This window comes from Lentzea sp., assembly GCF_036380075.1.
GTDB lineage: Bacteria > Actinomycetota > Actinomycetes > Mycobacteriales > Pseudonocardiaceae > Lentzea.
In genome coordinates this window covers 1-13,727 of the sequence record NZ_DASVFL010000406.1, presented here as the reverse complement: position 1 = coordinate 13,727, position 13,727 = coordinate 1, and the positions used below count along the sequence as shown (strand labels likewise).

Sequence of the window (13,727 nt, the reverse complement as noted above, 5' to 3'; positions counted from 1 at the left end):
TATGCCGAAAGTCAACGTGTACCTGCCCGATGACCTGGCCGAGACGGTCAAGGACCTCAACCTCCCGGTTTCCGCGATCTGCCAGCGCGCGCTGGAGGTTTCCGTGAAGCGGCTCGCCGCCGTGCGGGGCCTCACCGTCGCCGACCTCGACGGGGACAAGGGTTCCCAGCTGACCGAGCGCTTACGCACCGTGCTGAGACTCGCCGCCGAGTCACCTGTCGTCACCACGGCGGAGCTCGCCGGGGCGCTCGTCGACGAGGGCGGCAACCTGGCGCTGGACGTCCTGCGGGCCATCGACGTCGACCCGCGGGCGGTGCGCTTCGAGCCCGCGACCCTCGAAGGCTCCGGGTTCGCGCCCGACGCGGTGAACGCGCTCGAGCTGGCGGTCGTCGAGGCGATCGCGCTCGGGCACAACTACGTCGGCTGCGAGCACCTGCTGCTGGGGCTCGTGGCCGAACCGGACGGCGAGGGCGGCGAGCTGCTGCGGTCGCTCGGGGCCGACCTCAAGGGCACGCGACGGGCTGTGCAGACCGCGCTGGCCGGCATCATCCACCTGCAGAAGCAGCAGACGGCGGCGCCGGATCCGGCGAAGGTGCTGCAGATGATCCTGTCGCGGCTGGACCGGCTGGAGAAGCAGGCCGGTATCGGCTGACGAGCTCCTCGCCGATGCGGGCGAGGTGCTCCCGGACCTCCCGCGGGGACTCGACGGTGATCATGCCGCCCCAGCCGGCGACGTTGCGGGCGATGTCCAGGGGGCGCGGCGCGGTCAGCTCGACCCTGGTCCGGTCGCCGACCTCCCCGACCACGGTGCAGTGGCGGCCGTACTGGTTCCGGAAGACGTCGACGAACCGCGTGGGGACCAGGATGGTCGCCGACGTCGCCGAACGTCGTTCCTCGACGGTGGTGACGACCTCGTCCCACGCGCCCGCCAGCTCGAAGTCCGGCGGCCGTGCGGAGGGGGTGCCGGTGAGCGTGGCACCCAGGATCCGGTCGAGCCGGAACGTCCGCTGCCCGTCCTCGGTGCCCGCGATGAAGTACCAGGTGCCGTCCTTGTCGACGAGCCCCCACGGGTCGACCACGCGGCCGGCCGGCGCCTGGCCCCGCTTCTGGTAGGTCAGCCGGACCTGCAGGCGTCTCACCACGGCCGCCTGCAGGGTCGCGGCCAGGCCCGGCCGTTCCTTGACGTCCTCGCCCCACGCGGCGGTGTCGACGATCGTCGCCTCGGCGGCGGCTTCGGCGTCGGCGCGGAAGGTCTGCGGCAACGCGCGCACGAGCTTCCGCAGTGCCGACTTGACCTGCGGCGCCACCGACGCGGCCGGTCCCGCCATGAGGAACAACGCCTGGGCCTCGGCCGAGGTCAGGCCGCTGAGGTCCGTGCGCGCGCCGCCGACCAACGACCAGCCGCCGCCCCGGCCCGGTTGCGGGTAGACCGGCACGCCCGCCGCGGAGAGCGCCTCCAGGTCGCGGCGGGCGGTGGCGTTCGAGACCTCCAGCTCCGCCGCCAGCTCGGCGGCGGTGATCCGGCCGCGGGCCTGCAACAGCAACAAGGTGGCGACGAGCCGGTCTGCGCGCATGTCTCCAGGTTTCCGGTGAAAGTGCTCACTGGATGAGCACTTTACGGCCGAAGCTGAAACCACACCGACCAACTTTTTTCTGGAGGCAGCCGTGTTGCGAGGAATGTCGACCGTGTCCTACTTCGCCGACGACGTCGTGCAGGCCCGCGACTGGTACGCGTCCCTGCTCGGCGTCGACGCCTACTTCGAGCGCAGCACCCCGGACGGCGTGCTCGCGTACGCCGAGTTCCGGATCGGCGACCACCAGGCCGAGCTCGGGATCGTGCACCGCGCGTTCGAGGTGACGCCGTCGGACGGGCCTTGCGGGGCGGTCCTCTACTGGGCCGTCGACGACCTGGACGCGACACTCGCGCGGCTGGAGGAGCTCGGCGCCCGCGTGCACGACGAACCGCGCGTGCGCGGCGAGGGGTTCGTGACGGCGTCGGTCGTCGACCCGTTCGGCAACGTCCTCGGCGTCATGACGAACCCCCACTACCTGTCGGTCGTGGACCGGATTCCCGGCTGATCTCCGGCTCCGCCGCCTATCCTGCACAGATGCAGCTCGCCATCACCGGACACCGCGGCCTCTCCTCCGACCTGGAAGCGCGGGTCGACCGGATGATCCGCGACGCCGTCGCGGGCAACGGCGACGTCGTGGGCGTGTCGTGCCTGGCGGACGGGGCGGACGCCGTGTTCGCGCAGGCGGTGCTGGACGCGGGCGGGTCGCTGGTGGCCGTGCTGCCGGCGGCGGAGTACCGCGAGACGTTGCCGGAGGACTACCGGCCCGTCTACGACCGGCTGCTGTCGCGCGCGGGCCGGGTCGTGCAGCTGCCGTACGTCACGCCCGATCCGCACGCCTACATGGAAGCGGGCAAGCGGATGGTCGACGAGTCCGACTCGTTGCTCGCCGTGTGGGACGGGCAGCCCGGCCGCGGACCCGGCGGAACCGCGGACGTGGTCGCGTACGCGCGGTCGCGGGGCGTGCCGGTCACCGTGCTGTGGCCCGAGGGCGCGATCCGCTGAGCACGCGCCAGATGACCGCCGGTGCGAACAGCTTCGCCGGGTGGTCGGCCATCTGCGTGACGCGGACGTACGCGCGGTAGACCCGCGTGCTGCCGGGAGCCGCGTCGGTCAGGCGTCTCGCGTACCACCGGCGCAGGCGGACCCGCGGCGGGATCCTCCGGCCGCTCCAGCCGAGGTCGGCGGTGGTGACCGACGTCCACGGGACCTTCGCCGTCCTGGCGACCGCGCGCTGGAACAGCAGGGGGTGCCGGGCGAGGTCGTTGCCGCGCAACAGGTGCCGCAGGTCGGCGCAGCTCAGTGCGGCGAGCGTCAGGCCGTGGCCGTGGACGGGGTTGAGCGAGACCACGGAGTCGCCGAGCGCGAGCAGTCCGCGCGGCCAGTCGGGAACCTGGTGGAAGCGGTTCCAGCGGCTGCGCAGGTTCGCGGTCCGGTGGACCGGCGACGCCGGGGCCGCCGTCTTGACGATCTCCGCGATGTCCTGGCACCGCAGGGAAGCGGCGTACTCGGCGAACCCGTCGTCGTCCGCGGGAGCCGCGTCGCCGGCCGCGCCGACCAGGGCCACGAACCACCGCTGACCGTCCACTTCGGACGCCGTACCGCCGCGGGTGAGGTCCGGTGCCCGCGTGGGCTCGCGGGCGGTCTTCCAGTCGAACCGGAGGTCGCCGTCGAGGTGGTAGAGGCGGGAGGCGCAGGAGGCGCGGCCGTTGACGATCATCGGCGCGGGGCAGTGCACGCCGTGTTCCGCGAGCCACGGCACGAGCTTGCTGCCGTGACCGGACGCGTCGACCACGAGGTCGGCGTAGTCGGTGAACAGGTCGTCGTCGCGCACGCCCCGCACACCGATGACCGTGCCGCGGTCGAGGAGCAGGCCTCGCACCGCGACTCCGTCCACGAGGGACACGTTCGGCAGCTTCAGCACGCGCTTGCGGATGGTCCGTTCCAGGGTCGTCCGCGTCACCGACAGCACGCTCGTTCCGAGGTGGTCGCGCGGCGCCCAGCCGGCGGGGAGGCGGACCAGGTGGTCGCTGCCGGCGTCCGAGCGGACCGCGCCCGCCTCCTCGAGCTCGGCGCAGAGCCGGGGGAAGAGCCCGTCCAGCACCTCGGCGCCGCGTGCGAGCAGGACGTGCGGGTGGTGGGCCTGGGGGACGCCGGGGCGGTGCGGGGTGTCCGCGGTGAGCCGGTCCCGTTCCACCACGACGACGTCGCCGTACGACTCGGACAGCACCCTGGCCGCCAGCAGTCCCGCGAAGCCGGCGCCGATGACCAGGGCGCGGTCGGAGTACATGGCGGCCATGCTGGCACGGCGGGACGTCCCGGACGATCCGCCGAAAGTCCCGTGTCCCGCCAGGTTGGTCCCTAGGATCGGCGACGAACCGACAGCAACGGGGGAGACGTTCGTGAAGACGGTGGAGCTGCCCGACGGCGCGGTGGTCACGGGACGCGGGCTGCGGGACGGCAAGCTGGTGGAGCCCCACCCGGACTACGGGGTGTACCTCCAGCCCAAGCCCGTCGACGTGCCGTGGCCGCACGACTGGATCGACTGGCCGGACTTCCGCCTCCCACGCGACCACGACGCCGCCATCCGGCTGATCCGGACGCTGCACGCCCGCGCGTTGTCCGGCGAACGCGTCGAGGTGGCGTGCAGCGGTGGCATCGGGCGCACCGGGACCGTGATCTCGTGCCTGGCCGTGCTCGCCGGTGTCCCGGCCGCGGAGGCCGTGGCGTGGACCCGCGCCAACTACCACCCGCGCGCCGTCGAGACGCCGTGGCAGAAGCGCTGGGTCCGCAACTTCCCCGTGGTCTGACCCGCTGCTGTTCAGCTCACCGCCGTGCGTTTGTGCACGAGATCGATGACCTCCGGTGGCACGGCGTCCCCGGCGTCGAGGAGCCGCGGCAGCAGGTCGGCGTCGGTCAGCACGGCGCGGAAGAACAGCTCCACCGTGACGTCGTGCTCCGGCCGGTGCACGACGGTGATCTCGTCACCCGCCGCGATCTGTCCGGGCTCCAGCACGCGGAGGTAGGCGCCGGGCCGCGCGACCTGCGTGAACCGCTTCACCCAGCCCGTCAGGCCGAGGAAGCCGGCGAACGTCCTGCACGGGATGCGCGGGGCCGTGATCTCCAGCAACGCCGTGCCGACCCGCCACCGTTCGCCGACGAGGGCGTGCGTCTGGTCGATGCCGGCGGTGGTGAGGTTCTCGCCGAACCGGCCGTTGCGCAGGTCCGTGCCCAGCTCGGCCTGCCACCAGTCGAGGTCCTCCCGCGCGTAGGCGTAGACGGCCTGGTGGTCGCCGCCGTGGCTCGCGACGTCGGCGATCGCGTCGCCCGCCACACCGCTGCCCGCCGTGCCCTTCGCGCCGGGGGCGCGGACCTCGAGCGGCCCGTCGACCGGGCGCTTGTCGATGCCGGTGGCGCCCTCGCGGGCGTAGCCGACCGGGACGGTCGTCCGGGCGATGTTCAGCGCGAGCACGGCAGGCATGGGACCGAGGTTATTGCCCGACGGCCTCGGCGGCGATCGAATTGACGTAGTCCTGGTACATCCCGACCTTGTGCGTGATGAGGTCCAGGCACTCCTGGAGCTGCGCCATCTGCCCCTCGACGCGGTCCTGGTGCTCCTTGAGGATCTCGAGGCGCTGGAGCTCGTTGCCGTCGCCCTGGCGCACCAGGTCGGTGTAGCGGCGGATCTCCGGCACCGGCATCCCGGACGTGCGCAGCATGATGCACATGCGCAGCCAGTCGATGTCCTGCTGCGTGTACACCCTCCGCCCGCCCGGTCCTCTGTGGACCTGGTGGGCCAGGATGCCCTCCTTCTCGTAGAAGCGCAGCGCGTGCACGCTCAGCCCGGTGCGTTCGGCGACCTGTCCGATGCTCAACTGCATGGCGTCGAGCATAGGCTCGGCGCTGCTTGACCTAGAGTGCTCTCTAGTTCCTAGGTTGGCCGCCATGAACATGCGTTATCGCGTACTCGGGGGAACCGGCATCGAGGTCAGCCACCACTGCCTCGGCGCCATGATGTTCGGATCGGTGGCCAACGACGACCACGAAGAGGGCGTGCGGATCATCAACCGCGCCCTCGACGCGGGCATCAACTTCGTCGACACCGCCGACATGTACTCGGCGGGCGAGTCCGAGCAGATCGTCGGCAAGGCGTTGAAGGGCCGCCGCGACGACGTCGTGCTGGCCACGAAGGTGCACTTCCCGGTGGGGGAGGAGCGGCGCAACCGCAGCGGCAGCTCGCGCCGGTACGTCGTGCGGGCGGTCGAGGACAGCCTGCGGCGCCTCGACACGGACTGGATCGACGTCTACCAGGTGCACCGGCCCGACTACACGACCGACGTCGAGGAGACGCTGTCGGTGCTCACGGACCTGGTGCGGCAGGGCAAGATCCGGGCGTTCGGCTGCTCGACGTTCCCGGCGTCGGAGATCGTCGAGGCGCACCACGTGGCGCTGGACCGGGGCCTGATGCGGTTCCGGACCGAGCAGCCGCCGTACTCGATGCTGGCGCGCGGGATCGAGCGGACCGTGCTGCCGACGTGCCAGCGGCTCGGGATGGGCGTGCTGGTGTGGAGCCCGCTGGCCAGCGGGTTCCTCTCGGGCCGGCACCGCAGGGGCGGGGCGGCCGAGGCGTTCCGGGCGACGCTGACGCCGGACCGGTTCGACGAGTCGCTGCCGGGCAACGCCGCCAAGTTCGAGGCGGTGGAGCAGTTCGCGAAGCTGGCCGACGAGATGGGCGTGTCGCTGCCGGCGCTCGCGATCGCGTTCGCGACGACGCACCCGGCCGTCACGTCGGCCATCACCGGGCCGCGGACGATGGAGCAGCTGGAGTCGTTGCTGGAAGGCGCCTCGCTGGTGCTGACCGACGACGTGCTGGACCGGATCGACGAGATCGTGCCGCCGGGCACCGACACCTACGACGTGCAGGCCGGCTGGCGGCCCGCGTCGCTGGTCGACGTGCACCAGCGACGCAGGCCTCTCGACCGGCGCTAGCGATTTTCGGGCGCCGTCACCAGACCTGGGTGCTCAAGCCGGTGCCGAGGTAGATCTGGTCGTACCCGTTGCCGTCGTTGTCGTCGGTGTAGACGACGGTGACGCGGCCCCACGGGTCGACGCCCACGGCGGGTTCGTCCTGCCTGCCGGTCGCGGTCGAGACCGTGAGCTGCCGTTCGGGACGGCCCGTGGTGGTGCCGTCGGGGTTGTAGACCTGCGTGTACACGTCCTGCGCCTCGGCCGTGGTCACCGCGACGCCGAGCTGGTCGTCGATGCCGACCTGCGGGTCGGTGCCGGTGGTCGCGGCGACGGCGCCGCGCGGCGCTCCCGCCGGGGTGAACGACTGCGAGCGGACGCCGGACTGCTCCCAGGCGACGGCGAAGTCGCCGTTGAAGTTGGCCGCCACGGTGGGGCGTTTGCCCTGCCCCGTCGTGGTCTGCGCCAGCTTCACGCCGCCGGCGGCGGTGACGATCTTGCGGGCGATGTTCGCGTCCGCCTCCCACACGACGACGGCGTTGCCGGCCGCGCTCATCGCCACCTCCGGCTTGGCGTGGCTGCCGCCCGCGTTGTTGACCTGGGCCTCGTAGGACTTCGACGAGATCGACGCGAACACGCTCACCCGCACGGTCGGCGCGGCCGTGCCCTGCTGGTCCTCCCACGTCACCGCGAAGCCGCCGGAGTCCGGGTCCGCCGCCACGCTGGGGAAGTACTGCTGGCCGTCGGCGCTCGCGTTGGCCGTGCCGGAACCGGAGACCGTACCGGACGTGCTGACCGAACGGACCGCGATGTTGTAGTAGCCGTTGCCGTCGGGGTCCTCGGACCACACGACGACGGCGGTGCCGTTCTCGTGCAGCGCGACGTCCGGCTGCCAGTGGCGCCAGCTGCCGGTGCCGCCGGTCGACAGCTTCTTCTCGTAGAGCGCCGTCCCCTCCTTGAAGAGGCGGATCCAGACGTCGGAGTGGACCGGGTCGGCCGGGTCGGTGGTGTCGCGGTCGTCCTCCCACACGACGGCCGTGTAGCCGTTGCGGGTGGCGGAGACGGCCGCGTTGTCCTGGTCGCCGGTCGAGTCGGTGTTGACCGTGGACCACGTCATGGGGGCGGGCGCCAGCAGGAGGCTCGCGATCAGCAGTGTCTTCACGGCGCCTGCAATCCGGGGTTGGTGGACTCGATGACGTAGCTGCCGACGGTCTTCACCGGGTAGTCGCGGACGGTGACCTTGTCGACGGCGCGGAAGTCGACGCGCATCTCCGTCTGCGTGGTCTGCGTCTTCACGTAGCCCCGCAGGTTCTTGAAGTACTTCACGTGCGGGTTCAGCGTCGGGTTGAGGCTGTTGTCGGCGGCGTTGCCGTCACCTCCGGACGTGACCGACGTGGTGACGAGCTCGGTGCCGATGACCCGGTTCTGGGTGCCGTAGTTCTGCATGAGGTTCGCGGCCCAGCTGCGGTGCACGTCGCCGGTGAGCACGACGGTTCCCTTGTTGCCGTTGGTGTCCCACGCGTTCTGGATGCGCGCGCGGTTGGCGGTGTAGCCGTCCCACGCGTCCATGCTCTTCGACCCGTCCGCGGCGGCGAGCCGTTGCGCGAAGAACACCTGCTGGCCCAGGAGGTCCCAGGTGCCGAGCTTCTGGCGCAGTCCGTCGACGAGCCACGACTCCTGCGAGGTGCCGGTGAGCGTGCGCGCCGAGGCGTCGGCGTCGGGGCAGACCTTGGTGCCGTCACCGCACGCCTGGTCGTCGCGGTACTGGCGGGTGTCGAGCAGGTGGAACGTCGCGAGGCTGCCCCAGCGGACCCTGCGGTGCAGCAGCATGTTCTCGTTGGTCGGGGCCTGGGCGCTGCGCAACGGCATGTGCTCGTAGTAGGCCTGGTAGGCAGCCGCGCGCCGGGCCTTGAAGTCGCCGGCCGGGCTGCTGTCGTTGCGGACGAGGTTGGCGTAGTTGTTCTCGACCTCGTGGTCGTCCCACACCACGAGCCACGGCGCGGTGGCGTGCGCGGCCTGCAGGTCCGGGTCGGTCTTGTACTGCGCGTGGCGGACCCGGTAGTTGGCGAGCGTGCTGATCTCGGTGGCGGGCGCGAACGCGCGGACCTTCGTGGTGGTCGCGGCACCCTCGTAGATGTAGTCGCCGAGGTGCAGGATCAGGTCGGGGTGCTCCTCGGCCATCCTGCGGTACGCGGTGAAGTAGCCCTCCTCGTAGTGCGAGCACGACGCGAAGAGCATGGACAGCGCGGGTTGCGTGCCGACCGCCGGTGCCGTCAGAGCGCGGCCGACGGGGGAGATGTGGCCACCGGCGCGGAAGCGGTACCAGTACTCGCGTCCCGGCTCCAGGCCGGTGAGGGTGACGTGCACGGAGTGGGCGCTCGCCTGTTGCGTCGTGGCGGTGCCGGTGCGGGCGATGCTCGTGAAGCGCTCGTCGGTGGCGACCTGCCACTCGACGGCCGTGTCGGTGTTCGGCATGCCGCCGAGGCCGTCGGCGTTGAGGGGGCTGGGGGCGAGGCGGGTCCAGAGCACGAACCCGTCCGCCGCAGGTTCGCCGGACGCGACCCCCAGGGTGAACGGGTAGCCGATCGCGTTCGCCGGTGCGGTGGCCGCGAGTCCGATGCCGGCGCCGGCACTCGCTCCCGCGAGGCCGCCCACGATGAAGGTGCGTCTCCGTAACGTGGTCATGACCAGCAGGCTTACCGAACCCGGGTAAAGGCCCGCCTAACGGCGCGGGGCTTCGAAGTGGTTTCCCGGGGAGGTCCGGTCGAGCTGCCGGCACGGGGAGGCCTGCCGCACGTGGGGCTTCAACGTCGTTTCCCACCAGGCGAGGGCCGCGTGGTCGTCGGTGTGGATGTCGAACGCGTCGGCGAGGAGCTCGGCGGCGCACAGCGGGATGCCCGTGTCCTGCACCGCGCGGTACAGCAGTGCCACGTGGTCGCGGGACCACGACAGCAGGCGCAGGCCGGGTAATCGCTCCGCCGCGCAGCAGGGCTGGGCGCACACGACGACGTCGAACCACTCGTCCTCGTGGTCGTGGAACGAGACCGTGACGCCGAACCGGTCGGGGCGCAGCGCGGTGACGGTGCTGCGGCGGGTCTCGTAGTGCAGCGGGCAGGGCAGCGCGGCGAGCCGTTTCGCGGCGTGGCGGTCCGGGCCGGTGATCGGGGCGGTCTCGTGGTGCGGGCCGTGGTCGAGCACCACCACGTCCCACGCGCTGCGGGTCAGCCGGAGTGCGGTCGCGAGCCCGGAGACGCCGGCGCCGACGACGAGTGCTGTGGCCATGACCAGCCCCTTCCCCTAGGATCGAGGCTAGCGAACGTTCAGAAATTTCTGAAGACAGGGATGCTGTGACGCGCGAGACAGATCGCAGGCAGGCCGCCGAGCAGCTGGCGCTCAGCCTCGTCGGGGCCGGGATGCAGCGGATGGGCGCGCGCGTGCTGTCGGCGTTCATGTTCACCGAGCAGGAGTCGCTGACGGCCGGCGAGCTCGCCGACGAGCTGGGGGTGAGCGCGGGATCGGTGTCCGGCGCGGTGAAGATGGTCGCGCAGATGGGGCTGATCGAGCGGATCCACGTCGCGGGCAGCCGGCGCGAACACTTCCGCGTGCGGGACAACGCCTGGACGACGCTGTACTCAAGGCAGCACTCGGTCGTCGACGACGTGCTGCGCGCGGTGGAGAAGGGCGTCGAGGCGGTCGGGCCCGGTCACGCGCGGGACCGCCTCGAGTACATGCGCGACTTCTACACGTTCCTGCTCAACGAGGCCCCGGTGCTGGTGGAGCGGTTCGAGCGGCAGCGCCGTGGAGGATCCCGTCCATGATCAGGTCGAGCATCCGCCTCGCCTGGTCCGGGTCGCCGTTCTGTGCGACGCCGACCAGCAGCGCCATCAGGTCCAGCGGCTCCGTCCGCGCCCCGAGCGGGGTCAGCAGGCCGCTCACGGCCTCGGTGAGCTTCGCGCGGCTGTGCTCGAACGGGTTCACGCCCATGGCGATCACGGCCTGGAGCGCTTCCTTGAGGTCCTGCTTCGTCGCCGCGTAGTCGATGAAGCGGTCCATCCACTCCCGCAGCGCCGCCTCCGGCCCGTGGGTCTCCAGCAGCTCGGGCGCCGCGTCGCAGAGCTTCTCCAGCTCCGTGCGGTAGACCGCCTCGATCAGCGCCTCGCGGGTGGGGAAGTGCCGGTAGAGCGTGCCGATGCCGACGCCGGCCTGCTTGGCGATGGCGCCGAGGGTCACGTCCTTGTGGTGGGTGAACGCGTCGAGCGCCACCTCGATCAGCAGCCCTCGGTTCCGGACCGCGTCAGCACGCACTTCATCACTCCTATGGGGTACATCACTTGCTAACCGGAGGCTCCTCCGCTTACGGTGGAACCCGAACCGGAGGCACCTCCGTTTCAGTGTACGACAAGGTTGGGGAAATCAGATGAGCGAGCGCATCACCACGCCGTTCGGCTTCGGGACCACCGCGCTCGAGGTCGTCGAGGGCGTCGACCTCTCCGGCCGTCGCGCCGTGGTCACCGGTGGGGCGTCCGGCATCGGCGTCGAGACCGTGCGGGCGCTGGCCGCCGCGGGCGCCGAGGTCACCATCGCCGCGCGCGACGTCGAGGCGGGCCGCCGCGTCGCCGCCGAGCTGTCCGCCGCCACGGGCTCGCAGAGGATCCTCGTGGCGCCGCTGGAGCTGACGTCGCAGAAGTCCGTGCAGGCCTTCGCGCGGGCCTGGGACGGGCCGCTGCACCTGCTGGTCAACAACGCGGGTGTCATGGCCACCCCGCTGACCCGCACGCCGGAGGGCTGGGAGCTCCAGTTCGCCACGAACCACTTCGGCCACTTCACGCTGACGCTGGGCCTGTTCGACGCGCTGCGCGCCGAGGGCGCCCGCGTCGTGAACGTGAGCTCGGCCGGCCACCTGTCGAGCCCCGTGGTGTTCGAGGACATCCACTTCGAGCGCCGCGAGTACGACCGTTGGCAGGCGTACGGCCAGTCGAAGACGGCGAACGTGCTGTTCGGCGTCGAGGCGGGCAAGCGCTGGGCCTCCGAGGGCATCACGATGAACGCGCTCATGCCGGGCGGCATCCTCACGGCGCTGCAGCGCCACATCACGCCGGAGGAGCTCGCCGAGCGGCGCCGGCTGCGCGGCGGCGACAGGCCGATGACGTTCAAGACGCCGGAGCAGGGCGCGGCCACCACCCTCGTGCTCGCGGTGTCACCCCTGGTGGAAGGCCGTTCGGGCCTCTACTTCGAAGACTGCAACGAGGCTGTCCCGCACGCCGAGGGCATGACCAACGGCCTGGCCGCCTATGCGGCCGACCCCGAGGCCGCCGCCCAGCTGTGGAAGGTCTCCGAGGAAACGCTGAAGGTGCAGGCATGATCAAGACTGGGTACGGCTTCGAGACCACCGCGCTGGAAGTGGCGCGGGTGGCAGACCTCGCGGGCCGCCGCGCCGTCGTGACGGGCGGCGCCTCGGGCATCGGCGTGGAGACCGTCCGCGCCCTGGCCGTGGCCGGCGCCGAGGTCACCATCGCGGCCCGCGACGTCGACGCGGGCCAGCGGGTCGCCACGTCGCTCGCGAGGTCCACCGGCAACAAGCACATCTCGGTGGCGCGCCTCGACCTGAGCTCGCAGGACTCGGTGCGGGCCTTCGCCCGCAACTGGGACGGCCCGCTGCACCTGCTGGTCAACAACGCGGGCGTGATGGCCACCCCGCTGACCCGCACGCCGGAGGGCTGGGAGCTCCAGTTCGCCACGAACCACCTGGGCCACTTCGCCCTGACCCTGGGCCTGTTCAACTCGATGCGAGCCGAAGGCGCCCGCGTGGTGAACGTGAGCTCGTCGGCCCACCTGATGAGCGACGTCGTCTTCGACGACCTCCACTACGCCCACCGCGAGTACGACCGCTGGCAGGCCTACGGCCAGTCCAAGACCGCCAACATCCTCTTCGGCGTGGAAGCCGGCGCCCGCTGGGCCTCCGAGGGCATCACGATGAACGCCCTGATGCCCGGCAGCATCGCCACCAACCTCCAACGCCACCTCACGCAGGAAGAACTGCAGGCCCGCATCCGCCAGAGCGGCGCCGCGGCCACCCGCCGCGTCAAAACCCCGGAGCAGGGCGCCGCGACCACCCTCGTCGTGGCCACCACACCCCTGCTGGCCGGCATCTCGGGCCGCTACTTCGAGGACTGCGACGAAGCGTCCCCGGTCGAGGGCGACTCCCATCTGCGAGGCGTGGCCCCCTACGCCCAGGACAGCGAGTCGGCCGCCCAACTGTGGAAGGTCTCGGAGGAAACCCTCTGGTCCCTGAAAGCAGCCTGACCGCCTCGCCCGCAGGGTAGGGGAGGGTCGGCAAGTAGCGGAGCTGGCCGTCGAGGGAGTTGGCCGATGGGCGAGGCGGCTGGCGAGGAGACGGCCAGTGGGCGCACGGACGGTGGCCGCACACCCAGTGAGCGCGGCGACCGCTGAGGGAGGTGGTCAGTGGGGCCAGGCGGGGCGTTCAGTGGGCGAGCTGCCAGTGAGGGTGGCCCCCTTTGAGGGAGGCGGGTGTGGGTAGCTGCCGGTGGGGACGGCGGCCGGTGAGTGAGGCGGCGCAGCGAATGCCGTAGATCAGCGCAGCAGTTCAGGCGAATGGTCGAGGGCGGAGCCGTTGCCAGGCAGGAACGTCTGCCCGGCAACGGCTCGCCGCTGCCAACCCGTGCCGGCCCCTGCACCGATCGCGAGAGCGCCGCCGCCACCTACCACGTCCAGCAGCCGCCTCCCTTTCGCGGCCAGCCGCTGCCGCAGCCAGCCGTCGCCTCCGTTTGTTGTTGTTACTAAGGGGTTTCACGCCCGTCGTTCACCTCTCCGCCGTTCCCCGACTGCCGCTGCCACCTTGCGGCTGCTGACTCGGCCCACCCCACCGCTTCCGCCCGCCACTTACCTCTCCACCGTCCCGACCCGCCGCCTCATCGCTGCCACCCTCCGCGCTTTTCGCCCTGCTCCTTCCATCCTTACCCCACCCCCCGCTCGCGCCCAGCCGCCGCCACCTGCCGCTCCCTGCCCGCCACCCGCCAACTGCCGCCGCCGGTGTTGCTGCCACCGAAGGCTTTGCGCCCTCCGCTCACGCCTCCGCGGTTCCCCACCTGCCGCTGCCACCGTGCTGCCGCCCTACTACTTCCGTCTTCTGCCCGCCGCTTTCCACCCCGGTCGCTCCCTTCCTCAACCGCA

General features: G+C 71.5%; 16 protein-coding genes. 8 read left to right on the top strand and 8 right to left on the bottom strand.

What is annotated here, in order from left to right; genetic code table 11:
- Window position 1 precedes the first annotated feature (1 nt).
- Window positions 2-652: a Clp protease N-terminal domain-containing protein gene (locus tag VF330_RS41800; protein ID WP_330857306.1), complete on the top strand. Its 651-nt coding sequence runs from the start codon at window positions 2-4 to the stop codon at window positions 650-652.
- On the opposite strand, the gene VF330_RS41795 is transcribed toward VF330_RS41800, so the two are convergent.
- Complete coding sequence (locus VF330_RS41795) at window positions 546-1,574, bottom strand: helix-turn-helix transcriptional regulator (protein ID WP_330857305.1); 1,029 nt, start codon at window positions 1,572-1,574, stop codon at window positions 546-548. The genes VF330_RS41800 and VF330_RS41795 overlap by 107 nt on opposite strands.
- A 103-nt stretch (window positions 1,575-1,677) precedes the next feature.
- On the opposite strand from VF330_RS41795, the gene VF330_RS41790 reads away from it, so the two are divergent.
- Together VF330_RS41790 and VF330_RS41785 are read left to right on the top strand one after the other, a co-directional pair.
- Complete coding sequence (locus tag VF330_RS41790; RefSeq protein ID WP_330857339.1) at window positions 1,678-2,079, top strand: VOC family protein; 402 nt, start codon at window positions 1,678-1,680, stop codon at window positions 2,077-2,079.
- 29 nt (window positions 2,080-2,108) lie between these two features.
- The gene (locus tag VF330_RS41785; RefSeq protein ID WP_330857304.1) at window positions 2,109-2,576 is read left to right on the top strand and encodes a hypothetical protein; all 468 of its coding nucleotides are present in this window, start codon (window positions 2,109-2,111) and stop codon (window positions 2,574-2,576) included.
- Here VF330_RS41785 and VF330_RS41780 read toward each other — a convergent pair.
- On the bottom strand, window positions 2,542-3,861 hold the full coding sequence (locus VF330_RS41780) for an FAD-dependent oxidoreductase (protein ID WP_330857303.1): 1,320 nt from the start codon (window positions 3,859-3,861) through the stop codon (window positions 2,542-2,544). The genes VF330_RS41785 and VF330_RS41780 overlap by 35 nt on opposite strands.
- 112 nt (window positions 3,862-3,973) lie before the next feature.
- Here VF330_RS41780 and VF330_RS41775 point away from each other — a divergent pair, with 112 nt between their 5' ends.
- Window positions 3,974-4,381: a protein-tyrosine phosphatase family protein gene (locus VF330_RS41775; RefSeq protein WP_330857302.1), complete on the top strand. Its 408-nt coding sequence runs from the start codon at window positions 3,974-3,976 to the stop codon at window positions 4,379-4,381.
- 11 nt (window positions 4,382-4,392) lie between these two features.
- Here the strand turns inward: VF330_RS41775 and VF330_RS41770 are convergent, their stop codons facing one another.
- Entirely contained in the window at window positions 4,393-5,052 is a 660-nt protein-coding gene (locus tag VF330_RS41770) for an MOSC domain-containing protein (RefSeq protein ID WP_330857301.1), read from the bottom strand.
- Window positions 5,053-5,062: 10 nt separating this feature from the next.
- Window positions 5,063-5,452, bottom strand: coding sequence for a MerR family transcriptional regulator (locus VF330_RS41765; protein WP_330857300.1), 390 nt, complete (start codon window positions 5,450-5,452; stop codon window positions 5,063-5,065).
- 70 nt (window positions 5,453-5,522) lie between these two features.
- Between VF330_RS41765 and VF330_RS41760 the strand changes: the two genes are divergently transcribed.
- Window positions 5,523-6,560, top strand: a complete 1,038-nt coding sequence (locus VF330_RS41760; RefSeq protein ID WP_330857338.1) for an aldo/keto reductase — start codon at window positions 5,523-5,525, stop codon at window positions 6,558-6,560.
- A 16-nt stretch (window positions 6,561-6,576) separates the two neighbouring features.
- On the opposite strand, the gene VF330_RS41755 is transcribed toward VF330_RS41760, so the two are convergent.
- From VF330_RS41755 to VF330_RS41745, 3 genes are read right to left on the bottom strand one after another with little or no spacing between them, the layout of a single operon-like run.
- Window positions 6,577-7,698: a hypothetical protein gene (locus tag VF330_RS41755; RefSeq protein WP_330857299.1), complete on the bottom strand. Its 1,122-nt coding sequence runs from the start codon at window positions 7,696-7,698 to the stop codon at window positions 6,577-6,579.
- Entirely contained in the window at window positions 7,695-9,221 is a 1,527-nt protein-coding gene (locus tag VF330_RS41750; RefSeq protein ID WP_330857298.1) for an alkaline phosphatase D family protein, read from the bottom strand. Before VF330_RS41750 ends, VF330_RS41755 begins: the two co-directional genes overlap by 4 nt.
- A gap of 36 nt (window positions 9,222-9,257) precedes the next feature.
- Window positions 9,258-9,818, bottom strand: a complete 561-nt coding sequence (locus VF330_RS41745) for an FAD-dependent oxidoreductase (protein ID WP_330857297.1) — start codon at window positions 9,816-9,818, stop codon at window positions 9,258-9,260.
- Between the two features lie 65 nt (window positions 9,819-9,883).
- Between VF330_RS41745 and VF330_RS41740 the strand changes: the two genes are divergently transcribed.
- Complete coding sequence (locus VF330_RS41740) at window positions 9,884-10,354, top strand: GbsR/MarR family transcriptional regulator (protein ID WP_330857296.1); 471 nt, start codon at window positions 9,884-9,886, stop codon at window positions 10,352-10,354.
- On the opposite strand, the gene VF330_RS41735 is transcribed toward VF330_RS41740, so the two are convergent.
- Window positions 10,290-10,841: a TetR/AcrR family transcriptional regulator gene (locus VF330_RS41735; RefSeq protein ID WP_330857295.1), complete on the bottom strand. Its 552-nt coding sequence runs from the start codon at window positions 10,839-10,841 to the stop codon at window positions 10,290-10,292. The two genes, VF330_RS41740 and VF330_RS41735, sit on opposite strands and share 65 nt — an antisense overlap.
- Window positions 10,842-10,953: 112 nt before the next feature.
- Between VF330_RS41735 and VF330_RS41730 the strand changes: the two genes are divergently transcribed.
- Both VF330_RS41730 and VF330_RS41725 read left to right on the top strand, forming a co-directional pair.
- Entirely contained in the window at window positions 10,954-11,898 is a 945-nt protein-coding gene (locus VF330_RS41730) for an SDR family NAD(P)-dependent oxidoreductase (protein ID WP_330857294.1), read from the top strand.
- On the top strand, window positions 11,895-12,839 hold the full coding sequence (locus VF330_RS41725) for an SDR family NAD(P)-dependent oxidoreductase (protein ID WP_330857293.1): 945 nt from the start codon (window positions 11,895-11,897) through the stop codon (window positions 12,837-12,839). Before VF330_RS41730 ends, VF330_RS41725 begins: the two co-directional genes overlap by 4 nt.
- Window positions 12,840-13,727: the final 888 nt, after the last annotated feature.

What these genes read in the sequence shown, in the direction of transcription:
- VF330_RS41800 (WP_330857306.1), top strand. Translation starts at nt 2, where the DNA reads ATGCCGAAAGTCAACGTGTACCTGCCCGATGACCTGGCCGAGACGGTC.
- VF330_RS41795 (WP_330857305.1), bottom strand. Translation starts at nt 1,574, where the DNA reads ATGCGCGCAGACCGGCTCGTCGCCACCTTGTTGCTGTTGCAGGCCCGC.
- VF330_RS41790 (WP_330857339.1), top strand. Translation starts at nt 1,678, where the DNA reads ATGTCGACCGTGTCCTACTTCGCCGACGACGTCGTGCAGGCCCGCGAC.
- VF330_RS41785 (WP_330857304.1), top strand. Translation starts at nt 2,109, where the DNA reads ATGCAGCTCGCCATCACCGGACACCGCGGCCTCTCCTCCGACCTGGAA.
- VF330_RS41780 (WP_330857303.1), bottom strand. Translation starts at nt 3,861, where the DNA reads ATGTACTCCGACCGCGCCCTGGTCATCGGCGCCGGCTTCGCGGGACTG.
- VF330_RS41770 (WP_330857301.1), bottom strand. Translation starts at nt 5,052, where the DNA reads ATGCCTGCCGTGCTCGCGCTGAACATCGCCCGGACGACCGTCCCGGTC.
- VF330_RS41765 (WP_330857300.1), bottom strand. Translation starts at nt 5,452, where the DNA reads ATGCAGTTGAGCATCGGACAGGTCGCCGAACGCACCGGGCTGAGCGTG.
- VF330_RS41760 (WP_330857338.1), top strand. Translation starts at nt 5,523, where the DNA reads ATGCGTTATCGCGTACTCGGGGGAACCGGCATCGAGGTCAGCCACCAC.
- VF330_RS41750 (WP_330857298.1), bottom strand. Translation starts at nt 9,221, where the DNA reads ATGACCACGTTACGGAGACGCACCTTCATCGTGGGCGGCCTCGCGGGA.
- VF330_RS41745 (WP_330857297.1), bottom strand. Translation starts at nt 9,818, where the DNA reads ATGGCCACAGCACTCGTCGTCGGCGCCGGCGTCTCCGGGCTCGCGACC.
- VF330_RS41730 (WP_330857294.1), top strand. Translation starts at nt 10,954, where the DNA reads ATGAGCGAGCGCATCACCACGCCGTTCGGCTTCGGGACCACCGCGCTC.
- VF330_RS41725 (WP_330857293.1), top strand. Translation starts at nt 11,895, where the DNA reads ATGATCAAGACTGGGTACGGCTTCGAGACCACCGCGCTGGAAGTGGCG.